Here is a 24548-nt window from a genome sequence, read left to right as displayed (position 1 = left end):
GGCCGTGGCTGCCTCGATGTCATTCGGCCGGCTGGAACATCGCCGGCCGGCCGCGCTGGCTGTCGAGCCATCCGGCGAGACGATCCATGAGTCCGCCGCGGGTCTCCGAAGGTTGCGCCGACGACACGAACGGATCGCAATGACACTTCGCGCCGGCCGCGCGTGACATCTTCGCGACCGCCTCAGTCATGGCCGGCGCGCCGCAGGTATAGACGACGTCGTTGGGCGTGAGCTCCGGCATGTGTTCGGTCGGCCGGCCGCTGCGAATCGCGGGCGAGACGTTCTGCGGCTCCGACACGATCGGAATGATCTTCACGTTCGGGAAGCGCGCCAGGCGGCACAACGCCTGATGCATGTAGAACGACTGCAAGGTGCGCGACACGACGATGAAGACGATCTCGCGCTTCGGATTCTCGGTGATGGCGGCGACAGCGATCGCCCACATCGGCGCGAAGCCGGTGCCGCTCGCCACCAGGATGATCCGGCCGCGATGCTTCTGTCGGAAGAACGCGGTGCCCAGCGGCGCCGTCAGCTTGACGCGATGGCCGACCTGGATGTCGCGGCCGAGCGCCGACGACACCAGGCCATCCTTCAGGATGCGGATGTGCAGATACAGCAAATGGCTGTCGGGCGCGCCGACCATCGGATAGGTCGGGCTGTAGCAGCGCGTCGGAAAACCGCGGTACTGGACCTTGGCGTATTGCCCGGGGAAGAATCGCAGCGGCTTCGGCATCTCGAGGGTAACGCCGACGACGTCGGGCGCGAGCCGCACGAGATCGCCCACCTCGCAATTCATCGTCACCGTATCCGGCACGGGCTCGGTGATGATCTTGAGGTCGGACACGACACGCGCCTGGCACGCATGCGCCATGTCGCCTTCCATCCCGCCGAACAGCTTGCCGTCGACGACCGTTACCTTGCAGGAGCCGCAGATTCCGCTGCGGCAGTCATGGGGCAGATCCACGCCACTGTTGATGGCGCCGTCGAGCAGGATATCGCCCACATTCGCGTAGAACGTTTCCCTGTTGTACTGGATTTTGCAAATCTTACCCATCACTGCACCTCAAGTCGCATCGGCCGGATCTGCCTCGTATGTCGGATCTGGGTGTGGTCGAACGCAGCGACTCGCATGAAGACACCGTTCTTGATCGGGACGTCGTACTTGCTTTTCGTGTCCATTTTGCGGGCAATTTCGAGCGTCCAGTGGCCCGCGGCCCAACGCGCTGCGCAACGGATGTCCGCGCGATCGCCGGTGAACTCGCCGCTGACGAGCACACCGGGCACGACGGTCCCGATCGGCGTCTGGGCATCCGCCTCGGCCGAATACGGCACCGATTCGGCCTCGGTCATGAACCAGCGTGCGCCTTCGCTCTCGCCGATGTTCGGATCGAGATTGATCTCGCCCATCGCCGCGGTCATCGCGGCGACGTCCTTCGGAAGGCGCTTCGGTCTCACGCCCCGATTCCCCAGTCTTGCGGCCTCCCTGTCGATCACGAAATTGTCGGAATAGTTCGCGGTCCCCGGATCCGGTGCGAACCCGCCCTTGTAGGGCGTGAGTCCCTTGACCTGATCCGGCGTGGGTTCTGCAGGCGGACCGAAATGATCATCATCCATCCATCCGGTCGGGCCGCCGCTCGTCGCCTTCCACAGCCAGGCGTCGGCATAGAGATTCGGCGCCGGCGTGTAGTGGATGCCGCGACCCGACAGCGTCGGCGGCTTGTCCGGCATCGGCTGCGAGCTCATGTGAAAGGTTCGGTCCGCGGCCAGGGTGATCGGCAGCGTCGTGAACAACAGCGAGAACTTGTCCTCGTTGAAGTCGTTCTCGTCGCCCTTGTCGAATCCGTTCTGCAGCAGATGCCAGCCGTCGGCCTTCTTGATCAGCGGCAACTGCTTCAGCGACCGCGTCGGGTCCTCCCAGATGACGAGGAAATACACCCACGTGCCGTCATGCGCGGCCTTGATCCAGACGCGCGATTCGCCGGTACCGTCGAAATTGTCGCCCTGGTTGGTCGTCACCATGTGCGGCTGGATGTTGCGCCAGACACGATCCGACGAATCGCCGTCAAGCGTCGGCGCATCCGATGTCGCGATTCGGTACACCGTGACGGTGTCCTCGGCGTAGTAGTCGGCGGCGAACATCGCCGAACCGATCACGATGGCCGCGGCGATCGCGACCATGAACGGGTTGGACTGGAAGCTCGGATTGCGGCGACGGGAGTTGCCCTTGGCAGGTGCCGGCGGCGGACGCATGCGGCCTGGCGGCACCCGCGGCTCCGAACGTGCCCGCAGCGGCTCCTCCATGCGCCGCGGCGCCGGCATCGGCTCACGCGCTGCAGGCCGCGCGGCCGGCGCAGGCCGCTTCGGAGGCGCCTCCGCCTCCTCCAGCTTTTCCGACTGCTCGACCAGCATCGTGAGCAGTTCGACGGGATCGAGCTTCGGCGGCGGCGGCGGCAAGGGCGCCGGCCGGAACACACGATAGAGCTGCATCTTTCCGCCGATGCTGAAATGAACCAGGACGTGCAGCACCACGAAGGCCGGGATCACCCAGGTCGCGTACCAGTGGATCATCATGGTGACGTAGCCGGAGGCCACGCCGAAGAAGAGCATGCCTCCGGTGACGATCAGGATCGCCATGGAGATGAAAAGCACCCAGTGCAGCATCACACTGATCGAGCCCAGCCGCGCCGGCCGGCGGCCGAGCAGGCCCTTGAAGCGCATCTTGTCGATGGTGACGCGGCGACCGAGCCCCGACTTCGAGATATAGATCATGTAGGCGACGGCGACGCTCGCGAGCACGACCCCAGCCGGCATGTGCCAGGTCCAGGTCCGGTGCCGGGGCAGCAGCCAGTCGAGATTGTTGGCGATCCACGCGTGTCCAGGCGCTTCGGTCGCCATGCGAAGCCCCGTCAAGAACGCGATCACAGTGGCCCCAACCAAGGTCCAGTGCAGGATGATCGTTCCATAGTCGGTCTTGCGGATCTTCATGCGTGCGCCTCCAGAGCTGCGCGCACGCGATCGGCGCGATTTACCGCCGACCTGGCGACCGTATTTCGTCTCAGCGGACCGATCCGGCGCAGGATGATGAAGTATTCACTCCTGCGGGCCGCCCCTCGACCCGAATCCATTCCCGCATCACGCGTCTCGATGGTGATGTCGTTCAGCAACTTTGTCGTCCCCCGGATACGCTTTACTAAGTGAGCAACTTCGTCCGACTTCGGCGTTACGGCGCCGTTCTGCACCCAATCGTTGCCCCGCTACGCTTGAGCGTGACCGGTTGGATCACGCCTATGGTTGATCAACTGCCGTGACCCGAGCCGGTGACGAGTTGCTCGGATTGCACGCGGACTGATCTGCTTGGTCCTCCCTGGAGCTGATGTTGATCTCGTGCGCCCGATGCTTGACGGGTCACTGGTTCCACAGCGGCCGCACGTTCGATGATAGAACACATCGTCGGCCGCCATGCCTGGCCGAGCTGATTGCACGTCCTGGATTGGTGCGCGGGGCCGCATGTCCTTGTGTTGCCGCCGCCATCATGATCGTTCTCCGCACCATCATCGAATACCGCATGATCGAGATGACAACGCCTGTGCGTTGCACCGCAGGAAGATTTATTCGGCTTCGTGGCGTCATTCGGCCCGGACCGCGACCAATGAGTACGGAACCAAGGTGATAGACGGACGAATGTGTGACGCGCGTCGCGTGCCGATGGCTGTTATCACGCTGCAACCATCGACGATCGCGGACAGATTTCGCACAAACCCGATCGCTCCGAACGACGCCACAACTTTTCAGAGCCGACCCGGCGCATTGCGTCTCGCGCCGGTCGTGTGCCCGCGACGCTGCGACGGAATTGCCCACATGTCCAATTGTTGCCGGAAAATCGTCGGTATCGACTGTCAATAGCGCGGAGTGAAGCACTGTGTTTTGGGAGACGCGCCTGGATGAGTCTGGCTCAAGAGCGCCCGAGAACGAAAGCCGCGGCTGCCCTCAACGACCTTCTCTCGGGAAGCGACGATCCGGTGACGCGCGGGTTGCGCCAGGCTGTGAAGCGCATGGCCGGCATCGGCGTGTTCAGCGGCGTCATCAACATCCTGATGCTCTCGGGCTCGGTTTATATGATGCAGGTCAATGATCGCGTCGTTCCGAGCAAAAATCTCGCCACGCTCGTCGGCCTGTCGGTGATGATTCTGGCCGTCTATCTGATTCAGGGTTATTTCGACGCGTTGCGTACCCGCATGCTGTGCCGGGTGGCGACCGTGTTCGACGCGAGCTTGCAGGACGCGATTCATCACGCTCTGGCCACCCTGCCCCTGCGCGGCACCAAGCCGATGCTGATGCAGCAGCCGCTGCGCGATCTCGACCAGCTGCGCGCCTTCATGTCGAGCATGGGACCGACCGCCTTTCTCGACATGCCGTGGATACCGATCTTCCTGATCGGCATGTTTCTGTTTCATCCGCTGATCGGCATCACGGCCGTCATCGGCACGGCTGGAATCATCTCGATGACGCTGGTGACCGACCGGTTGTCGCGTCAGGCGAGCAAATCCGCCAGCGACACGAGCGCCGCGCGGCAGGTTCTCGCCGATGCCACCCAGCGCAATGCCGAGGTGATTCGCGCGCTCGGAATGCTGGATCGCTTCTCGGCACGCTGGAACGCCGTCAACGAGCGCTATCTGAAGGACAATATTCGCGCCAGCGATGTCTACGCCAATCTCGGGGCCGCCGCGAAAGTGCTGCGCTTCATCCTGCAGTCGGGCATGCTCGGTATCGGCGCGGCGCTCGTCGTCTCCGAACAGGCGTCCGGCGGCGTGATGATGGCCTCGTCGATCCTGATGGGCCGCGCGCTCGCCCCGATCGAGATCGCACTTGGCAGCTGGAAACAGCTGGTCGCCGCGCGCCAGGGCATCGCGCGTCTGCGTGATATCTGCAAGGCCACGGCCAGGCCGGAAGCGCCGCCGGTCGCGTTGCCCCGCCCATTCCGCGAGCTGACCGTACAGGAGCTGACGGTCACCGCGCCGGGCACCGATCGGCCGATCGTTCAAAACGTGTCGTTCTCGATCAAGGCAGGCACGGGTCTGGCGCTGCTCGGCGCGAGTGCCTCCGGGAAGACCTCGCTCTCGAAGGCGCTGGTCGGCATCTGGCCTGCACAGCATGGATCCGTCCGCCTCGACGGCGCAGCGCTCGACCAATGGAGCAACGAGGATCTCGGCCGCCATATCGGCTACCTGCCGCAGGACGTTGCCCTGTTCGATGGCAGCATCGCCGACAACATCTGCCGCTTCGACGAGAATGCGAGCTCGGATGCGATCCTGAAGGCGGCGCAGATCGCCGGCGTGCACGACATCATCCTGCGGCTGCCGGAGGGCTATTCGACGCGAATCGGCCAAGGCGGCATGTCGCTGTCGGCCGGTCAGCGGCAGCGCGTCGGTCTGGCCCGCGCGGTGTATGGCGATCCGTTTCTCATCGTCCTCGACGAGCCGAATGCCAATCTGGACACCGACGGGGAGAACGCGCTCAGCCGCGCCATTCAGATCATGCGGCAGCAGAACCAGAGCATCGTGATCGTGATTTCGCACCGTCCCAGCGCGCTGAATGCGCTCAACATGGCGCTGGTGCTGTACGAGGGCAAGGCGATCGCATTCGGTCCCTGCCAGGAGATCTTTGCCCGAGTCGCCGGGGCCAACAAGGCCGCGGGACCTGCCGTCGCGCATGCCCCCGCTCCGCCCAGGGTTGCTGCTCCCGCAGCGGCGCCAAATCCGAACGCCCGCTCGCTTCGTCGCGCCGCCCCAGCAGAAAGCGCTTGATCAATGAAACACATCAACGACTTCAGGCCGTTCGACGACGACGACTATGTACGACCGAAGACTCGCGCGGTCGGTCCGCAGGGCGACGCATTGATCCTCGAGCTGCAGCGGCTGCAGGGCGCATTCGACGACGGCTCCGACGAGGACCCGCGACAACGCCGCGGTGCACGTGACGGCGGCAAGAAGCGCCGGCGTCCGCCGCCGTCGCAGGGCAGGCCGAAGCCGCGCTCGAAGAAAAAGGGCAGCACCATGGGCCGCGCCCTCGGTGCGTCGCTGTCGCTGTTCGGTCTCGGTGCCCAGGCGCCCCGGGCACGCCGCGGTGAAGGCATCCGCGAGATGGACTGGCAGCAGCCCGCACCGATGCGTGGCTACGAGCCGGAGCTATCGCCGCCGCCGCGCCATCCGCCTGCACGCGTGGCGGGCGGCAATTCGGCGCCCGTGCTCGACCTGCAGGATGCGCGGCGCGACGGCAATTTCGGCGTCGGTGCGCCGCGACCGATGGGACAGCAGAACCTCCCTGCCCGCCTGGCGCATGCGCCCGTCGTTCCGCAAACCCGTGTCGGTCGCCTGGTCGGCACCGCCGGCACGGCCTTGACCACCGGCATGACCTTCATTGCGACGCAAGGAACGGCGGCTGATCTCGACGACGGCTCGGACGAATCGCTGGTGCCGCGCGTCAGCCGCATGTTCGAGAACGAGCTGCGTCTCGGCTTGCGGGTGCTGCTCGTCGCCGGCGTTCTCGGCGGCGGCTGGCTGACCCTCGTGCCGCTCGCCGGCGCGATCGTGGTCCCCGGCAATCTCGTGGTGCAATCCAACGTGAAGGCCATTCAGCATCCGACAGGCGGCATTGTCGCGGAAATCAAGGTCGACAACGGCAAGCGCGTTGCGGCGGGTGATCTGCTCGTGCGGCTCGACGCCACGCAGAGCCAAGCCCAGCTCCAGGCGATCACCAAGCAATTGAACGAGCAGCGCGCCAAGATTGCACGGCTCTCGGCCGAGCGTGACGGTCTCGATCAGCCGGACTATCCGTCCACTCTGACCTCACGTCAGGACGATCCGAATGTCCGCACCGTGATCGCGTCGGAGAACGCGCTATTCAAGGCCCGTGCCACGACCCGCAAGAGCCAGAAGGAGCTGCTGCAGGGCCGCATCGTCCAGCTGAACAACGAGATCAGCGGCATGGAGTCCCAGCTCGAATCCAAGAACAAGCAGATCGAGTTGATCAAGGGCGAGCTGGCCGGCGTGCAGGAGCTCTATGACAAGCGGCTCGTTCCGCTGACGCGACTGACCACGCTGCAGCGGGAAGCCGCTCGAATCGACGGTGAACGCGGCCAATTGGTGTCCAGCGTGGCGGAGACGAGGTCCAAGATCAGCGAAGCCGAGCTCCAGACCGTCAAGATCGATCAGGATTTCCGCAGCGAGGTGGTCAAGGATCTCAGCGAGTCACAGGCCAAGGAAGGCGATCTGGTCGAGAAGGGCGTCGCCGCGCGCGACCAGCTCGATCGCATCGAGATGCGCGCGCCGAACTCCGGCACCATCCACCAGCTCGCGATCCACACCATCGGCGGCGTCATCAAGCCGGGTGAGACCGTCATGGAGCTGGTCCCCGATTCGGACGAACTGCAGGTCGAAGGGCACGTCCAGCCCAAGGACATCGATCACGTCCACACCGGGCAGGATGCGATGGTCCACTTCAACGCCTTCAACCAGCGCACCACGCCGAAATTGAGCGGCCAAGTCTCGTTCGTGTCGCCTGACATCACCAATGACCCACGAACCGGCTCCACCTTCTACACGGTCAGGATCACGCTATCCGACGAGGAGCGCAAGCGGCTCGGCAACGTCAACCTGATGCCCGGCATGCAGGCCGAAGTCTACGTTCAAACCGGCAGCCGGACGATGCTCAGCTATCTGATGAAGCCGGTTCTCGATCAGTGGCGCCGCGCCTTCGTGGAGTAACAAGACCGAACAGCCGCGGTCGGCGCCATCGCTCACGAATGAACGCAGACCGCGTCGGCACCTCAACATGAACGTTGCAAATTTTCCCCGCACCTCGGACCCGGCGATGGTGCCGACGAGTGCGTTACCGTCCGCCCAGCCCGGCGCCCGCACCGAGGCGTCTGATCAGGCACGCAAGCCGCGACTGCCACCGCCAGCGGCCATGCCGACCCAGGAGGGTCCCCAAGGGCTGCGCTTCGATTTCAACGACGGCTGTCGTGTCATGCTGCCCGACACCGGACACGCCTGGCGCGTCCGGTTGAGCGATCTCGAGACCGCCAACGTCCTGTTCGACATCGACCTGCGCTCTGGGCACGTCAACAGCAGCAAGCGCTACTTCGTCCCGTTCAGGCTGGAAGTGTGGTCAGGGCCCGAGCTGCTGCTGTGCCACGACTATGACGCCACCGACCGCGACGTCCTGATCCAATTCCCGGTCGGCACGATCGGCGACATCATCGGATGGATGAGCTATGTGGTGAAGTTCAGGGACCTGCATCGATGCCGCCTGAGCTGTGCGATGGGCGAGCCGCTGATCCCGCTGTTCCGCGCCGCCTACCCAGACATCACGTTCCTCAGCCACGACACGGTCCAGGCGGAGCGATACTACGCGACCTACTCGGTCGCGCTGTTCTTCGACGATGCCGAGTTCGTGCATCATCCCTGTGATTTCCGGCAGGTCGGTCTGCATCGGACAGCAGCTCATATTCTCGGCGTCGATCCGGCCGAGCAGCCGCCACGCGTCGCGTTGAGCGAAGAGAGCCGTCCCATCGAGGACCCCTATGTCTGCATCGCCGTGCAGGCGACGACCGCATGCAAGCACTGGAACAATCCGGAGGGCTGGCAGAGCGTCGTGGCCTTCCTGCGCGCGACCGGCTATCGCGTGATCTGCGTCGATCAGACCGCGGAGCGCAGCCACGGCGCTTTCCGAACGCAGATTCCTGCCGAAGCCGAGGATCAGACCGGCGACCGGCCGCTGCCCGAGCGCGCCCGCTGGCTCAAGCACGCCGCGTTCTTCATCGGCCTTTCCTCGGGGCTGTCATGGCTGGCCTGGGCGGTCGGCACTCCGGTCGTGCTGATCAGCGGCTTCACCCACCCGACCAACGAGTTTGCGACCCCCTATCGGGTCATCAACCATCACGCCTGCAACAGTTGCTGGAATGATGCCCGTCATCGCTTCGACCATGAGGACTTTCTGTGGTGCCCGCGATGGCAGGGCACGTCCCGGCAGTTCGAATGCACGCGCCTGATCACGGCCGCGCAGGTCGAGGGCATGTTGCGCCGAATTCCCGGCTTCGGACGGGGATTGCGTCCGCAACCGCGCGCCTCTCAGCAGCAGGCGCCGCCTGCGCCCTTTGATCGGGATCGAGCCTCGAGAGCAGAGTCTGCGCCGGAATCCGTGGAGAGCGACGAGCCGGTCGCGCTCGCCGCGCTGCTGGAACGCCCGCGCGGCGATGTCGCCCGCGGGGGCCTTGCGGTCGGCGTCACGGTCGCCGCCGGCAGGCTGCTGGATCAGGCCGCCGCCGGGATCGCGGAAGGCGATCGCGCAGCCACCGCCAGCGATCTCATGGGCGCGTTGCAGAACTACAAGCAGAGCATCGCCATCGTCAGGTACCTGACCGCAGCCAATCCGGACGACGCCGGGTTTCAACGCAACCTCTCGGTCGCCTTGAACCGCATCGGCGCCGTGTTGTTCGTTCAGCGAAACCTCGAGGCTGCGCATGCCGCCTATTCCGCCAGCCTCGCCATCATCCGGAAGCTGACCGCGGCCCACCGCGGCAATCTCAGCTTTCAGCGCGACCTCGCCTGGTGCCACGCTCTGCTGGCGGATGTGCTCACCGCCCAGGGCCGCCATGCCGAAGCCTTCGAGCAGCGTCGCGCCAACACCGCGCTGATCACCCATCTCGCCAACACGATCGCCAACGACCCGTCGCTGCAGCAGGCGCTTGCAAATTCCTATCAGAGTCTGGGCGATGCCTTCCTTCCGCTCGGCAACATCGACGGCGCCCTCGCCGTCTATCGGATCAGCCTGGGCCTGACCAAGCAGGGGCTCGACGCGAACGGGCAGAATGACCCGGCCTGGAATCAGCTCTACACCACACTGCTGCAGAAGATCAGGACTGCGCTCCTGGCGCAGCGCCAGGCCGCGCCGCCGTCCTGAACGGCGCGCGGCGAGGTCGCCGACACGCCCAGACGCCTTTGCCTCTAACTTCCCCGACACACAATCCATCGTGGCGTTTTTCCAGCGATGGCGCTGAGACAATGCCGCGCGCCCGCGTCGCCGGGCAGCCTTGACAGCATCAGACCAACCCTGCGTCTGATCGCTGGAGACCGGCCACTCACCGGCGAGATGCAGGCAGCATCTTGACGACAAGATGCAATTCGCGCCCGGTCGCCGCACCGCGCATTTGCTGCTTGCTGCCAGAAATCAATCACTTGGCACGCGATCGCGACGCATCTGTCACAGATCCGCGATGTCCCGAGAACAACATATTTGCGGACTCCCCCACGCCTTTTTTGGCCCGATTGCTCCGAGCATATAGCGAGGTGCGACAAAGTAGCGCGCGTCAGAAGAGCGCGCGACACAGCGGCGCACGGGCGTGAGGCGCGGCGCATCACGTCCGACGCAGGGCCGATGCGCTTCCGCATCGTCCGGCCAGTTTCGGTACGGGGCCCTGCCGGGCGTCGGATGAACTTGGGGAGAGATGATCTATGGCGAATAACACCTTCAACCCGACGGCGCTGGCCAACGGAACGTCGAACCTGCTGGTGCGCGCCTCAGCGCTCAACATGTCGACCGACCTCGTCCAAGCCGGCGTGGTGTTCAACGATGCGGTGCGCGCCTCGCTCGGCCTGTTCTCGCAGGCCGGCAGCGGCAACTCGAACCCGTTCCTCGGCAGCTACACGACCGATCTCCACGCCGTGCAGAACGACATCGCGGCGATGCTCGCAAATCCCGGCCAGGTGACCCTGGGCGGCCAGGCCTTCACGCTGAACGCGACCGACACCGCCGTTCTCACCAACGTGCAAGCGCAGATCTCGACGCTGCTCACGGCCGCACCGCAGACCACGAATGCTGCGACGATCACAGCCGCGGATCAGACGCTGCACGCGGTCCAGCAGGAGATCCTGCAGGAGATCAACGGCGACGCGCATCTGTCCGGCGCGCTCAACAAGGTCAACTTCCTCGCCAACACCGGCGGCCAGGACGTCGGCTTCCAGAACACGCCGGCCGGTGCCGATGATGCGGCGACCCTGGCCGCAGCGACCGCAGGCAACACGCTGAAGGATGTCGGCCTCGTCTTCAACAAGGTCGTCGACCTCGCCTCCGGCGGCATCCACACCGGCAATCTTCAGGAGGTCACGACCGACCTCACCGCGATCTCGCAAGGTCTGACCAACATTCTCAACAACAAGACCCAGCTCGCACAGATCGAGAACGGCGAAACGGCGAACGCGGCCGCGCTCACGACCATCCATCTGCAGACGGTGCTCGGACAGGTCAACCTCGAGCTCAACCAGTATGCCAAGGCGGAAACGACCGGCAATCAGGCTGCGTTGCGCGGCACGGCCGACAACCTGCTCGACAGCATCGACATCATCCAGGGCGACGCCAACCTGAACATGGCAGCCGGCGGCAACGGCATGCCGGGCCATGCCGGAGGCTTCGCGGAGGATCCCGGCGGATTGACCGGCACGGTCACCAAGTTCCAGGACAATCAGGCGCAGACCAATTTCTGGGCCGCGTTCCTGGCCGAAGCGAACACCATCAACGCAACCCTGCAGAAGATCTCGACGGGCGGCGCGCAAGCCAGCGCGGCATTGATCACGCAGATCCAGAACTACCAGCAGTTCGGCGCCAATTTCGACGCCGCCCAGGGCAATGTCTTCCGTGGCCGCTTCGACAACGAGCTGCTCAGCGGCACGCTGGAAGCCGACTCGGCGGCCGCCGTGAAAGGCTTGCAGGGCATCCTGAACGGCGACACCGGCGCGGCTCTCGCGGCGGACAAGGCGGCGATCAACGCCGCCGGACAGGGCTTCGCCGCTGACGCCATGGACGTCTCCGGCAACAACATCGCGATTGGCGGCGCGACCTATGTCGGCACGGCCACCACGGTCTCGACGGCGACCTCCGTGCACGGCCTCGCCCACGGCACGATCCCGGTGACGGCGACCCCGAACATCGCCAACGGCACCGGCGGCACCACTTCGACGCCGCCGAGCAGCGGCGGTGGTGCCACGCCAGTCAACTTCAGTCCGACCGCGCTCGCCAACGGCACGTCGAACCTGCTGACTCGCGCCACTGCTATTCAGCATTCGACCGATCTGGTGCAGGCCGGCGTCGTCTTCAACGATGCGGTCCGCGCTTCGCTCGGCCTGTTCAGCCTCGCCAACAGCGGCAACTCGCCGACGTTCCTGAGCAGCTATCAGGCCGACATCACGGCGGTGCAGACCGATATCGCCGCCATGCTGGCCAATCCAGGTCAGGTCACGCTCGGCGGACACACCTTCGCACTGAACGCCACTGACACGGCAGTCCTCACCAACGTCGAGGGTCAGCTGGGGACGCTGCTGCAGGCGGCGGGGCAGTTCGCGAACGCCACCACCCAGGCTGCCGCCAGCCAGACCATTCATGCGCTCCAGCAGGAGATCCTGGGCGAGATCCACAACGACGCCCATCTGGCGAACGCGCTGAACAATGTGCCCTTCCTCGCCAACACAGGCGGCCAGGACATCGCCTTCCAGACCTCGCCCGCCGGCGCGGACGATCCGGCGAGCCTTGCTGCGGCGACCGCTGGCGCCAGCCTCAAGGACGTCGGCCTCGTCTTCAACAAGGTGGTCGAGCTCGCCTCCGGCGGCATCGACGCGGCGCACCTGCAGGAGGTCAACACCGATCTGACTGCGGTCTCGCAGGGCCTGACGGCCATCCTCAACAACAAGACTCAACTCGCGCAGATCGAGGCCGGCGAGACCGCCAACGCGGCGGCGCTGACAACGATCCACCTGCAGACCGCGCTCGGTCAGATCAACCTGCAGCTCAACAAATACGACGCGGCGGCGACCACGGGAAATCAGGCGGCGCTGCGCGGCACGGCCGACAATCTGCTCGACATCATCGACATCGTCCAGGGTGACACCAACCTCAACATGGCCGCGGGCGGCAACGGCAATGCCGGCCATTCCGGCGGCTTCGCCGAAGATCCGGGTGGACTGACCGGCACGGTCACCAAATTCCAGGACAATCAGGCGCAGACGAATTTCTGGGCTGCATTCCTGGCCGAGGCCAACACCATCAACGCCACCTTGCAGAAGATCTCGACCGGCGGTGCGCAGGCGAGCGCGGCCCTGATCACGCAGATCCAGAACTACCAGCAGTTCGGCGCCAATTTCGACGCCGCGCAGGGGGCCGTATTCCAGGGTCGGTTCGACAACGAGCTGCTCAGCGGCACGCTCGAAGCTGACACTGCCCATGCCGTCAAGGGCCTGCAAGGCATCCTCAACGGCGACACCGGCGCAGCACTTGCGGCAGACAAGGCGATGATCGCCGCGGCAGGCCAAGGCTTCGCGGCGGACGCCATGGACGTCTCAGGCAACAACATTCCCGTCAATGGCGGCACCTATGTCGGGACGGCCACGACGGTCTCGACGGCAACCTCCATCAAGGGCACCGCGCACGGCACCATTCCGGTCACCGCGACACCGAACCTGGCCAACGGCACTGGCGGCACAGCTGCGGCAGGAACCACCGCCGGCGGTGGCGCGGCAGCCGGTGGCACCGCGGCGAACGGAGGCACGTCGACCGGCGGAGCGGCGGCTGGCGGCACGTCGACAGGTACCACGGCCAACAACGGCAGCAACGCCGCGCATCACAGCGATCATCACCATCATCACGATCACAGCCAGGGCGCGCATACGAACCAGGCCGCGGCTGCCGGTCCCGACATGTCGCATCTCCACGCGATGCATCACATGTGGGGTTGATGAGGCAGCCGCAGCAGCTGCTGCGGATCGGATACCCGGGAGCAAGCAGATGAGGTCAACTCACGCAGTGCTCCCGGGGGAAATGAGAAGGACGATGAGCCGGGCGAGACGACACGCGTTGAAGAAAGGAAGCCTCTGAAGATCAGCAAAGATGCATGTTCCGTTCCGCACTGTGAACCCTCGTTACGCTGGAACTTTTCTAAGGAGAGATCGGCGACCAGCCGCAAGATCGGGGCAACTTCTTGTCTGGACCGTGCATCGAAGCTTCGCTGAGCGGTGATGTTGCAAGGATGCCACGACGGAATTCAAGGAGTTAGTACGCTTCCGAGCGCGGCCGTGACCCGGCTGCGACAATCGTCGTTTGCCCGAACAACATCATATTTGAGGACTCCGCGGCGCTTCTTTTGGCCCCATTGGAGCAAATAATTCCCAGGTGCTCTGAGGCTGCGACATTTCGCCCGCTCCGCGAGGAGGTGAACGAGATGTCTCAGCCCGATCAACGCCCGCGTGCTGCCGAACCGCCAAGCAGCAGACGCCGGGTTGAAACTTGGGGAGATGATCAATGGCAGCCAATACCTTCAACCCGACGGCGCTGGCGAATGGCACGTCCAACCTGCTGGTTCGCGCCTCGGCGCTCAACCTGTCGACCGACCTCGTGCAGGCCGGCGTCGTTTTCAACGACGCCGTTCGCATCTCGACCGGCCTGTGGTCGACGCCGCAGAACAGCGGCAACTCGAACCCGTTCCTCGGCAGCTACACCACCGACCTGCATGCCGTGCAGAACGACATCAACGCGATGCTGGCCAATCCCGGAGACGTCACGATCGGCGGCAAGGCCTTTACGCTCAACGCGACCGACACCGCGGTGCTCACCCAGGTCTCGAACGAGATCACGACGCTGATCAACGCGGCGCCGAACACAACCAATCCGGCGACCCTCGCCGAAGCCGACCAGACCATCCACAACGTGCAGATGCAGATCCTGGCGCAGATCCAGGGTGACGCGCATCTCTCGGCCGCGCTCAACAACGTTCCCTTCCTGGCCAACACGGGTGCCATGGATGTGGCGTTCCAGAGCCTTCCCGCCGGCAACGACAGCGCCACCAATCTCGCTGCAGCGGCCGCGGGCGACCTGACCGCCATCGGAACGGTGTTCAATGCCGTCGCTGACCTTTCGCTGGGCGGCATGAGCGCCAACAATATCAACCAGGTCCAAGCCGACTTCACGGCCGTGGCGCAGGGCCTCCAAGCGATCCTGAACGATCCCGCGAAGCTCGCTGCGATTGAAGCAGGTCAAACCGCTGTCGATGCCCAGACGACGACGCTGCATCTGATGACGCTGCTCAGCCAGGCAAACCTTCAAATCAACAACTACAACGTCGCCGAAACGATGGCCAGCCCGACGGCGCTGCGCGGCTCCGCCGACAACATCGTCGACATGATCGACGTGTTCCAGAACGACGCGGCCCTCAACGCCGCGGCGGGCGGCACCGGCATGCCGGGACACGGCGGCGGCTTCTCGGAGATGCCCGGCGGCCTGACCGGCACGGTCACGAAGTTCCAGGACAATCAGGCGCAGACCAATTTCTGGGCCAATTTCCTCGCCGAGGGCAACACGCTGGGTGCGAAGCTGGTTGCGGTGGCCAATGGAACGGGGACGGCGTCGCAGGCCCTGATCGACCAGATCACCAACTACCAGAACTTCGGTGCGGCATTCGATGCGGCGCAGGGCGCGGTGTTCAAGGGACGCTTCGACGACGAGCTCGCCGCCGGTGCTCTGCAGTCCGACACCATCATGGCCACGAAGGCGCTGATGGGCATCATGAACGGTGACACCGGTGCAGCCCTGGCGACCGATCAGGCGATGTTGAAGGCTGCCGCCGCGAACTACATCGGCAATGCCGGAGACATCGCGGGCAACAACATCGCGATCGGCGGATCGGCCTACGTCACATCCGCGACGAGCTTCGTGACGGCGACGGCGGTCAATGGCATTGCCCAGGGCACCGGTATGCCGGCGGGCGCCACGCCGAACATCGCCAACGGCACTGGCGGCACCCCGGCGAGCACGACCACGCCCGGCGGCGGCATGGGCGGAGGTGGCACGACGGGTGGCGGCACCACCGGAGGCGGCACTGCCGGCGGAGGCACCACGGGTGGCGGGACGACCGGAGGCGGCACGACGGGCGGTGGAACGGCCGGCGGAGGAACCACCGGCGGCAACAACAACACCACCACGACCCATCACTGCGGCGGCCACCACAGCCATCACAGCAGCCACCACACGGCGGCGGCCGCGGCGGCGCCAGCCGCAACCGCTGCAGCCGCATCGAGCGGTCCGGACATGTCCCACCACCACGCGATGCATCACATGTGGGGCTGACGCCCTCGGCAACCTGACAACATTGGCCGGCGCAGACCCTTGGGTCTACGCCGGCTCGTTGCGTTGTGGCAGCACCGGCCATCGACGCTGCACGTGGCCGGACAAATTCCATGCACTGCTCGAAGGGTTCTAGCCGACCGCTTGCGATCGGCCTCGTCTAAGCCTCCGTTTCGCTTCAATCCGCCTCGACAACGGCATTCGTCGAACATTCAGCAAGTTGTCATCATGAACGAGCTCGCCGTCGCCTTCCGCCCCCGCCTCGTCCCCACAGCGTCGGACGGCGGACAGCCGTCGGCGGCCGCGCTCAGCGATCAAGCCTTGCGCATCGCTGAGCAGGCCTACCGGAAAGTTCTTTCGCTTCAGCCCCGTCATTTCCGCACTTTGTGCAGCCTCGCCGCGGTCCGCCTGCAGCTTGGCGATGCGCATGAGGCACGCGCCCTGCTCGACCAGGCCGCAGAGGAAGCCGGTGATGCCGCGGATCTGCACCTGTCGCTCGGCAAGACCTTCGCAGGCCTCGGCGATCTCGCCAAAGCGAGCGCGCATCTGCAGCGCGCCGTCGCGCTCGACGAGACCTCGACCGACGCCCGGCTGCTGCTCGGCAGCGTGCTCACCAGCCTTGGCGACCCCGGCGGCGCGGTTCGGCATCTGGAGCTGGTGCTGGCCGCGGACGCGACCAGCGCCGACGCGCACCAGGCGCTCGGCTTTGCCTTGCAGCGCCTCGACCAGTACGAGCGCGCGCTCGCGCATCACGAGGCCGCGCTCGACGCGCGGCCGGATTTCGCCGCGGCCGCCGCCAGCCTCGGCGACGCCTGCCGCATGCTCGGGCGGCATTCGGAAGCCATTGTCCATTACACGCGCGCGCTCGCGATCCAGCCCAATGCGCCGGTCGTGCTGCTCAACATCGGCGGCTGCCAGCAGGCCGCCGGCGAGCTCGATGCCGCGATCCGCACCTATCAGCAGGCCCTTGCCCTGAGCCCGCATCTCGCCGAGGCGCACTACAATCTCGGCAATCTGCACCTGGAGATGAAGAGCGTCCCTGCCGCCATCTTCCATTATGAGCGCGCCATCGCCGAACGGCCGGACTTCCCGGAGGCCCATAACAATCTCGCCAATGCCCTGCAATCGCGCGGCAAGCACGACCTGGCGCTCGCGCATTACGCCGAGGCGGTGCGCCGGCGCCCCGACTATGCCGTCGCCCACCGCAACCGCGGCGATGCGCTGCGCGACGTCAAGCGCTACGAGGACGCCGTCGCAAGCTATCGAACGGCCCTCGCCCACGATCCCCGCGACGCGACGACGATGAACCATCTCGCCGGCGTGCTGATGATCCTGGGACGGCTCGACGAGGCGGCGCTCGCGTATGAATCCGCCCTGGCTGTCAACCCGCGCAGTATCGGCACGCACCTCAACTACGGCGTGGTCAAGCCGTTCGCGGTCGACGACGCGCGCTGGGCGCCCTTGCAGGATCTGGCCGCGAACTCGGAGACGCTCACCGAGGATGCGCGCATCGCCCTGCACTTCACCCTCGGGCGGGCTTATGCCGACATCAAGGACGGCGAACGGTCGCTGGTCCACCTCAACGCCGGCAATGCTCTCGAGCGCCGCCGCATCAACTATGACGAGAACCAGACGCTGCGCCAGATCGAGCGCATCCGCGCGGTGTTCTCCAAGGACATGCTGCAGGCGCGCGCCGGCCATGGCGATCCATCGCAGGCGCCGGTGTTCGTCATCGGCATGCCCCGGTCCGGCACCAGCCTGGTCGAGCAGCTCCTCGCCAGCCATTCCGCCGTGCACGGCGCCGGCGAGGTCAACTATTTCGCGGCCGCCGCGGGACTGTTCACCGACCGTGCCCGCGGCGACTATCCGGAGATGCTCGCCAAGCTGTCCGACGCCGACATTGAGGCCCTCGCGCGCGCCTATCTCGAGCGGTTCACCGACCTGCCGGCGGACACCAAGCGCATCGTCGACAAGATGCCGTCGAACTTCCTGTTCGCCGGGCTGATCCATCTCGCGCTACCGAATGCGCGCATCATTCACGTCCGGCGCAATCCGATCGACACCTGCCTGTCCTGCTACACTCAACTGTTCGCCGAGCCGCAGCCCTTCGCCTACGACCTCGCCGAGCTCGGCCGCTACTACCGCGCCTACGATGCCCTGATGGGTCATTGGCGCAAGGTGCTGCCGGACGGCGTCATGCTGGAGGTGGCGTATGAGGACGTGGTGCGTGACTTCGATGCGCATGCGCGCAAGATCGTGGCGCATTGCGGGCTCGACTGGGATGACGCCTGCCTGTCGTTCCACGAGAACGAGCGTCCGGTGAACACGGCCAGCCTGGTCCAGGTCCGCAAGCCGCTGTTCTCCGGATCGGTCGGCCGCTGGCGGATGTATGGCGACCGGCTGAAGCCGCTGCTCGATGCGCTCGGCAGCGAAGCCGTGCGGCCGACCATTGCCGAGGCGATCGCGGGCGCCAAGCCGCCCCAGCCCGTGAACGTGGCCCCGCCCGTGGTGACGCCGACGACAGCATCGCTTTCCTTCGCTTCGCAGCAGGCCGGATCGTTGCAGACGTTGGTCGAAGGCGCCGCTGCCGTGGCAAAGAGGCTGCAAGGCCGCGGCGACTCCAAGGATGCCGAGACGATCTACAACCTGATCCTGGCGGGGCAGCCGAACCAGTTCGACGCGCTGGTCGGACTCGGCATGATCTGCACCACCGCCAACCGGCTCGACGAGGCCAAGGACTTCTTCGTGCGCGCGGTCGCGGTGAACGACAAATCCGCCGAGGCCCATGGCAGCATCGGAGCCGTCGAGGCCTCCGCCGGCCACTATGAGACGGCCGTACAGCATTACGAGACGGCACTTGCGCTGGCGCCGAGCCACCCCGGCATCCTCTACGCCTTCGCCATGGTTCGCCAGAACCAGGGGCTGATCGACGAGGCGATGGCCCTGCTCCGGCGGGCGATCGACAACAAGCCGCAGCACCTCGATGCGCATTTCGCACTCGGCAACCTGCTCTACACGACAGGAAAAGACATCGAGGCAGCGAAACACTACCTCAAGGTCCTCGACTTCAGCCCGGAGCATGCCGAGACCCACAACAACATCGCCAACGTGCTGCTGCGCCAGGGCCATCGCGAGCGCGCCATCGAGCACTACAAGCGGGCGATCGCGAGCCGGCCCGACTATGCCGACGCCTATGGCAATCTCGGCAACGCCTTCCTCGAGCTCAACCGGCTCGAGGAATCGATCGAGCAGAACCTGCTGGCCATCAAGATCAAGCCGGAGCGTTTCGGCTCCTACAACAATCTCGGCGTCGCCTACCAGGCGCTCGGCCGTTTCGAGGAGGCAACGGCGGCGTTCCAGAAGGCCCTGGAGCTGGCGCCGGACGACGCGCCGATCCACCTCAATCTCGCGAACATGTCGAAGTTCAAGCCGGACGACAGCCGGCTTCCGAGTCTACGGCAGCTGATCGAACGCGTCGACCAGCTCGACCAGGAGAAGCAGATCGCAGCCCATTTCGCGTTTGGCAAGGCGTTGTCCGACCTGAAGGACTACGACCTGGCCTTCTCGCATCTGCACAAGGCCAACACCCTCAAGCGCAAGACCTTCGACTACGACTCCGAGCAGCGGCTCGGCATGATGAAAAACGTCGCGACGCGCTTCACGCCCGAGTTCTTTCGCATGGTTGCAGGGCACGGCGACGATTCCTGGGCCCCGATCTTCATCGTTGGCATGCCGCGCTCCGGAACCACCCTGATGGAGCAGGTGCTGGCCAGCCATTCCAAGGTCTTCGGCGCGGGCGAGCTCGAGACCTTCAAGGATCTCGTCGGCGAATGCGCCAACCGCCAGAAGGTCGTTCCGGCGTATCCCGATCTGATCACGCTGCTGCCACCCGAGGAAATGACGAAGATCGGTCAGGAGTACACCGCCCGCGTTCGGACGCTGGCGCCCGAAGCCGAGCGCATCGTCGACAAGATGCCGCTGAACTTCCTGTTCGTCGGGATGATCCATGCGGCGTTCCCGCGCGCCAGGATCATCAACGCGCGGCGCGACCCGCTCGACAATTGCATTTCCTGCTACTCGCTGCTGTTCACAGGCTCACAGCCATTCGCCTACGACCTGACCGAACTCGGCCACTACTACCGGGGTTATGAGGGCGTGATGGAACACTGGCACAAGGTGCTACCGCCCGGCATCCTGATGGACGTTCAATACGAGGATCTGGTCGACGACCTCGACGGCGTGTCGCGCCGCGTGCTCGCCCATTGCGGGCTCGACTGGGAGGATGCCTGCCTCGACTTCCATCGCACCGAGCGCATGGTGCGCACGGCGAGCCTGATGCAGGTGCGCGAGCCGATCTACCGCCGCTCGATCGGAAGCTGGCGCCGCTACGAGAAACATCTTGGGCCGCTGTGCGCGGCGCTCGGCATCGACCTTCCGCCGCCGGAAACCACATGACCGCCGGCAAATAACCGGGTGCTGTTGCCCAGGGATCGGTGACAGGCGCGGCACCCGGCTATCCGGCCGCGCGGCGGAGCGGCTCGAGCATTGTGCTCCTGGGCCTTTAAGAAATTATATTCGTCATACGCAGAAGCGTCAGTTTTACTACGCAGACGCGCCAACTGATAACACAACCAGAAGTTCGATGACATCTTCAGCCATGGGTCCAGGAAATTGCGTTCGAAGACCGACCAGATCGCGCCCGTTGAGCCGACAGGAGCGGCATCTTCGGTTGTCCTCATCAGTACAGTTGATAGCTCGGCGCCTTTAGTTGAGCTGTGTCGAGCAATATGCGTGATGCAGCACCGGTCTATACACAACCTATAGGCGAATTTCCGGCACCTGTCCTGACGTCCCGGTTCATCTGAGGCCGCCGCCGGTACCGACGAGGGCGTGTCATCCGCCACGGTCGTCTCGGCCTGCATCTTGATGGCGGCCAGGTTGATGGCGACCATGGCGATCGGCGCGCCAATAGGCGTGAGGGGCCCCGCCAACTCCGGCTCGGAGCGGCCTTCCCCTTTCCCGTTTGGGTCCCACAGCGCCTCCGGCGGCCGGACGAAGCCAGACTGTGACGACGGCCCAGCAGGCGCTTGACCTGGAGGCCAAGGCTTGGTTTGACCCGTTTCGCCCGGTCAGAGCCTCCGACCGGATCCAGCCCCCAACCGTGGAAGATCCCTGGCCATGCGCATCACTCTCGTCGGCTCCCGCCATTTCGGTGTCGCCACACTGAACATGCTGCGCGAGAGAGGAATCGAGATCGCGCGGGTCGTCGTTCATGATGGCGAGGACCGGCTTGCAGCCGCGGCGCGGGCGGCCGGGATCGAGGTCGTGGTCCAGGCCAATCCGAAGGTCGTGCCCGCCGGCGAGATCGCCCCCGGCACGGACCTGATCGTCACGGCGCATAGCCACGCCCGCGTCACTCACGAGGCGGTCGCAGCCGCCCGGCTCGGCGGCATCGGCTACCATCCGTCGCTGCTGCCGCGTCACCGGGGCATCGCTGCGGTGGAGTGGACCATCAAGGAAGGCGATCCGATCGCCGGCGGCACCATCTATCACCTCGCCGACCGCATGGATGCGGGCGCCATCGCCGCCCAGGAATGGTGCTTCGTCAAGAAGGGAGAGACCGCGCGCGAGCTGTGGGAGCGCGCTCTCGCACCGCTCGGGCTCAAGCTGCTCGGCGATGTCGTCGAATCGGCCAAGGCGACAGGCGCGATTCCGGCCAAGCCGCAGGACGAGCAGTTCGCGACCAAGGCGCCCAGCCTCACCCCGCACTGAGCATCTGATCGCATCGCCCTGATAAGTTGTGGACATCCTCCCCGCTGGCGCCCTCGCGGTGCCCTGCGAACGGCAGCATGGGCGGTCAGCGGAAAGATGTGGGCGTTCGCCCGCTTATGCCGTGGGCGAAGGCGCAGTTTGCGCACAATGCCGCCCGAATGCCTCCAAGCCGGGTTCCGCATTAATCGTTAATGGACTGAAATTGCTCGATAAAAATCCGTTGTGGCGCTGCGGCAAATTTTCGTCACAATTCTTCCAAATAAGGTCGTGATCAACGACATTTGAGGGACAACGATTCATGCGTCTCGACCGCATTGGAATGGCTTTCGCCGCGTCGATCCTGGTGGGCAGCTCGGCCGCCCCCGCATTCGCCCAGTCGCCCTATGACGGGCAGTGGCAGGTGACGATCGTCACCAACAGTGGCAGCTGCGAGCCCACGGCCAGCTCGACCTTGATCGTCGCAGACGGTAAGATTTCTGCGGCTGGCGCCAATGTGTCGGGTTCGATTGGACGCGAAGGCCTCGTCAAGGTCTCCATCAATGGCGCATATGCGAATGGGCAGCTCAACGGCAATTCTGGCTCGGGCAAGTGGAACGGCGCCTCGGCAGGCATCCCCTGCAGCGGCCGCTGGCAGGCTTCGCGCCTGTAACGGCGCGCACACGCTCCTGAAGATGGTGCGGCGGGTCGCGGCCACCGCCGTTGTTTTGACGGCGGGCGTGACCGCCTCGCCGGGGCATGCCGACCCTGGTCCCTTCACGGGCATGGCCGGAACATGGGGCGGCAGCGGCACGGTTGCCCTCGAGGACGGCTCAACCGAGCGCATCCGGTGCCGGGCCAATTACGGCGTCTCGGGACCGCGGATGACGCTCGTCCTGACCTGCGCCAGCGATGCCTACAAGTTCGGGCTGCAGGCCGAGGTGATCGCTGAGGGCTCGGCCATCTCGGGAACCTGGAGTGAGACCAGCCGCGGCATCAATGGCGTGCTGCAGGGCCGTGGCGGCGGCGGCAACTTCCAGCTGCTCGCGACCACCGCCGGCTTCAACGCCAACATCGCGCTCGCCACCCGCGGCAAGAGGCAGTCCGTGTCGATCCGGGCCGACAGCCAGTTCCGCGCAGCCAACATTTCACTGTCGCGGTGATCCCGATCAACTGCCGCGCCTGGCGCCGGGGACCGCACCTGCGGACGGCGGCGGAGCAAGCTGCGCGGCGGTGCGCTTGATGGTCTTGGCGACCAGCAGCGCCTGCTCCCGCGTCATGGCGAAGTCCTGCACACCTTTATGGGTTGTCAGCGACAGCACCATGAGATGAGGCTCCCGCTCCGGCCAGCCAGTGGCAAAGGCGGTCACGAAGTCGGCTGAAGCGGCGCGTTCGGTCATGTCTTGTCTCTGGCTGCCTTAGACTGTGTTGTGCTGTTCGCGGGCTGTATCGCGGCGGTCGCTTTAGGACGAAACACAGCCACACTCCACGTTTTTCTCGATGACGCGCGTCCGTCGCGAGCAAAGCCTGCAGCGGCGTTGGTGCGCTGCACCGTTGATTTCGTTTGCATTGCTCTGCGCGCGAGGTGATACAGCCCGCCTTCGCCGCCGTCCTCGCTCTCCCCGCCACCGCATGAATCGTCCCGCTTCGAAACTGATTGCCGCACTGTGGATGACGGGCTGGCTCAGCCTGATGCTGGTGATGGCGGTGGCCGGACGCGAAGCGATGCGCGAGCTCAACGTGTTCGAGCTGATGGAGCTGCGCTGCCTGATCGGCCTGGTGATGCTCTCGCCGGTCATCGCCCTCAGCGGAGGCTTTGCCACCTTGCGCACCTCGCGGCTCAAGCAGCACGCGGCGCGCAACCTCGTCCATTACGGCGCGCAGCTCGGCTGGTTCTTCGCGCTCACCTTGATCCCGATCGGCCAGGTGGTGGCGATCGAGTTCACGATGCCGATCTGGACGGCACTGCTGGCGGCGGCCTTCCTCGGCGAACGCATCACCCTGTTCAAGCTGGCGGCGATCGGGCTCGGCCTCGTCGGCGTCGTCGTGATCGTCCGCCCGGATACCGGGGCGATCAATCCGGGACAGCTCATCGCGCTGGCCGCCGCGGTCGGCTTCGGTATCTCGATCGCACTGGTCAAGCTGCTGACGCGCACCGAGCCCACCGTGTCGATCATCTTCTGGATGCTGGTGGTGCAATCCGTCGCCGGCCTCATCCCTTCGCTCGTATTCTGGACGCCGCCATCGGCCACCGCCTGGGGCTGGATCCTGCTCGTCGCCCTCTGCGGCACCTTCTCGCATTTCTGCATGGCGCGGGCGCTGCTCTACGCCGACGCCACCATCGTGGTGCCCATGGATTTTCTCCGCGTTCCGCTGACCGCCACCGTCGGCTGGCTGGTCTATGCGGAGCGTCTCGACGGATTGACCGTGGTCGGCGCGGCGTTGATTCTCGCCGGAAACTTGCTGAACCTGCGTCCGCCGCAGCCTCGGCCGGTGCCGATGGGCAGTTCGGCAGGGACCTGAGGCGCCGAGCATCCCCTCAAGCGGCGTGACCCGGATCACGGAACCGCCGCGCTACACGCGATCGTCGTGGATCTGGCGCAACACCCGCGAACTGGTTTATGGCGGAAGCGTGATTT

At 65.3% G+C, this 24548-nt stretch carries 14 protein-coding genes; 10 read left to right on the top strand and 4 right to left on the bottom strand.

The window, feature by feature from the left end; translation table 11 throughout:
* Window positions 1-19 precede the first annotated feature (19 nt).
* From ACQR1D_RS17135 to ACQR1D_RS17125, 3 genes are read right to left on the bottom strand one after another with little or no spacing between them, the layout of a single operon-like run.
* Window positions 20-1054, bottom strand: coding sequence for a 2Fe-2S iron-sulfur cluster-binding protein (locus tag ACQR1D_RS17135; RefSeq protein WP_315799879.1), 1035 nt, complete (start codon window positions 1052-1054; stop codon window positions 20-22).
* Entirely contained in the window at window positions 1054-2985 is a 1932-nt protein-coding gene (locus ACQR1D_RS17130) for an ethylbenzene dehydrogenase-related protein (RefSeq protein ID WP_315799878.1), read from the bottom strand. The genes ACQR1D_RS17135 and ACQR1D_RS17130 overlap by 1 nt, the downstream gene beginning before the upstream one ends.
* Complete coding sequence (locus ACQR1D_RS17125; protein WP_315799877.1) at window positions 2982-3164, bottom strand: hypothetical protein; 183 nt, start codon at window positions 3162-3164, stop codon at window positions 2982-2984. The genes ACQR1D_RS17130 and ACQR1D_RS17125 overlap by 4 nt, the downstream gene beginning before the upstream one ends.
* A gap of 777 nt (window positions 3165-3941) precedes the next feature.
* Between ACQR1D_RS17125 and ACQR1D_RS17120 the strand changes: the two genes are divergently transcribed.
* From ACQR1D_RS17120 to ACQR1D_RS17080, 9 genes are all read left to right on the top strand, one after another.
* A complete protein-coding gene (locus ACQR1D_RS17120) occupies window positions 3942-5804 on the top strand; it encodes a type I secretion system permease/ATPase (RefSeq protein WP_316178628.1) in 1863 nt (620 codons plus the stop codon).
* A 3-nt stretch (window positions 5805-5807) separates the two neighbouring features.
* Window positions 5808-7763: an HlyD family type I secretion periplasmic adaptor subunit gene (locus ACQR1D_RS17115; protein WP_434839860.1), complete on the top strand. Its 1956-nt coding sequence runs from the start codon at window positions 5808-5810 to the stop codon at window positions 7761-7763.
* Window positions 7764-7830: 67 nt separating this feature from the next.
* On the top strand, window positions 7831-9960 hold the full coding sequence (locus ACQR1D_RS17110; RefSeq protein WP_434839859.1) for an autotransporter strand-loop-strand O-heptosyltransferase: 2130 nt from the start codon (window positions 7831-7833) through the stop codon (window positions 9958-9960).
* A gap of 551 nt (window positions 9961-10511) precedes the next feature.
* Window positions 10512-13781, top strand: a complete 3270-nt coding sequence (locus ACQR1D_RS17105) for a beta strand repeat-containing protein (RefSeq protein ID WP_316215866.1) — start codon at window positions 10512-10514, stop codon at window positions 13779-13781.
* A 562-nt stretch (window positions 13782-14343) separates the two neighbouring features.
* Window positions 14344-16164 carry a hypothetical protein gene (locus ACQR1D_RS17100; protein ID WP_434893912.1) on the top strand — a complete coding sequence of 607 codons (1821 nt, stop codon included), beginning with the start codon at window positions 14344-14346 and terminating at the stop codon, window positions 16162-16164.
* A 225-nt stretch (window positions 16165-16389) separates the two neighbouring features.
* Complete coding sequence (locus ACQR1D_RS17095; RefSeq protein ID WP_434893911.1) at window positions 16390-20616, top strand: sulfotransferase; 4227 nt, start codon at window positions 16390-16392, stop codon at window positions 20614-20616.
* 723 nt (window positions 20617-21339) lie between these two features.
* On the top strand, window positions 21340-21933 hold the full coding sequence (locus ACQR1D_RS17090; RefSeq protein WP_315799870.1) for a formyltransferase family protein: 594 nt from the start codon (window positions 21340-21342) through the stop codon (window positions 21931-21933).
* A gap of 298 nt (window positions 21934-22231) precedes the next feature.
* Window positions 22232-22582, top strand: a complete 351-nt coding sequence (locus ACQR1D_RS17085; protein ID WP_315751045.1) for a hypothetical protein — start codon at window positions 22232-22234, stop codon at window positions 22580-22582.
* Window positions 22583-22604: 22 nt separating this feature from the next.
* Entirely contained in the window at window positions 22605-23072 is a 468-nt protein-coding gene (locus tag ACQR1D_RS17080) for a hypothetical protein (RefSeq protein ID WP_315799869.1), read from the top strand.
* A 6-nt stretch (window positions 23073-23078) separates the two neighbouring features.
* Here ACQR1D_RS17080 and ACQR1D_RS17075 read toward each other — a convergent pair whose 3' ends face one another.
* Window positions 23079-23309 (bottom strand): hypothetical protein, encoded by a 231-nt coding sequence (locus ACQR1D_RS17075; protein WP_315799868.1) that lies wholly within the window; start codon window positions 23307-23309, stop codon window positions 23079-23081.
* Between the two features lie 232 nt (window positions 23310-23541).
* On the opposite strand from ACQR1D_RS17075, the gene ACQR1D_RS17070 reads away from it, so the two are divergent.
* Window positions 23542-24432, top strand: coding sequence for a DMT family transporter (locus ACQR1D_RS17070; RefSeq protein WP_316178619.1), 891 nt, complete (start codon window positions 23542-23544; stop codon window positions 24430-24432).
* Window positions 24433-24548 lie beyond the last annotated feature (116 nt).

The organism is Bradyrhizobium sp. HKCCYLRH2047 (genome assembly GCF_051168175.1).
Classification (GTDB): Bacteria; Pseudomonadota; Alphaproteobacteria; order Rhizobiales; family Xanthobacteraceae; genus Bradyrhizobium.
The sequence above is the reverse complement of the archived record's forward strand: the minus strand, read 5'-3'. Positions and strand labels throughout refer to the sequence as shown.

Excerpts from the sequence above, each read along its gene's own strand:
- ACQR1D_RS17135 (WP_315799879.1), bottom strand. The coding sequence starts at position 1,054 with ATGGGTAAGATTTGCAAAATCCAGTACAACAGGGAAACGTTCTACGCG.
- ACQR1D_RS17130 (WP_315799878.1), bottom strand. The coding sequence starts at position 2,985 with ATGAAGATCCGCAAGACCGACTATGGAACGATCATCCTGCACTGGACC.
- ACQR1D_RS17120 (WP_316178628.1), top strand. The coding sequence starts at position 3,942 with ATGAGTCTGGCTCAAGAGCGCCCGAGAACGAAAGCCGCGGCTGCCCTC.
- ACQR1D_RS17115 (WP_434839860.1), top strand. The coding sequence starts at position 5,808 with ATGAAACACATCAACGACTTCAGGCCGTTCGACGACGACGACTATGTA.
- ACQR1D_RS17110 (WP_434839859.1), top strand. The coding sequence starts at position 7,831 with ATGAACGTTGCAAATTTTCCCCGCACCTCGGACCCGGCGATGGTGCCG.
- ACQR1D_RS17105 (WP_316215866.1), top strand. The coding sequence starts at position 10,512 with ATGGCGAATAACACCTTCAACCCGACGGCGCTGGCCAACGGAACGTCG.
- ACQR1D_RS17100 (WP_434893912.1), top strand. The coding sequence starts at position 14,344 with ATGGCAGCCAATACCTTCAACCCGACGGCGCTGGCGAATGGCACGTCC.
- ACQR1D_RS17095 (WP_434893911.1), top strand. The coding sequence starts at position 16,390 with ATGAACGAGCTCGCCGTCGCCTTCCGCCCCCGCCTCGTCCCCACAGCG.
- ACQR1D_RS17090 (WP_315799870.1), top strand. The coding sequence starts at position 21,340 with ATGCGCATCACTCTCGTCGGCTCCCGCCATTTCGGTGTCGCCACACTG.
- ACQR1D_RS17085 (WP_315751045.1), top strand. The coding sequence starts at position 22,232 with ATGCGTCTCGACCGCATTGGAATGGCTTTCGCCGCGTCGATCCTGGTG.
- ACQR1D_RS17080 (WP_315799869.1), top strand. The coding sequence starts at position 22,605 with ATGGTGCGGCGGGTCGCGGCCACCGCCGTTGTTTTGACGGCGGGCGTG.
- ACQR1D_RS17075 (WP_315799868.1), bottom strand. The coding sequence starts at position 23,309 with ATGACCGAACGCGCCGCTTCAGCCGACTTCGTGACCGCCTTTGCCACT.
- ACQR1D_RS17070 (WP_316178619.1), top strand. The coding sequence starts at position 23,542 with ATGAATCGTCCCGCTTCGAAACTGATTGCCGCACTGTGGATGACGGGC.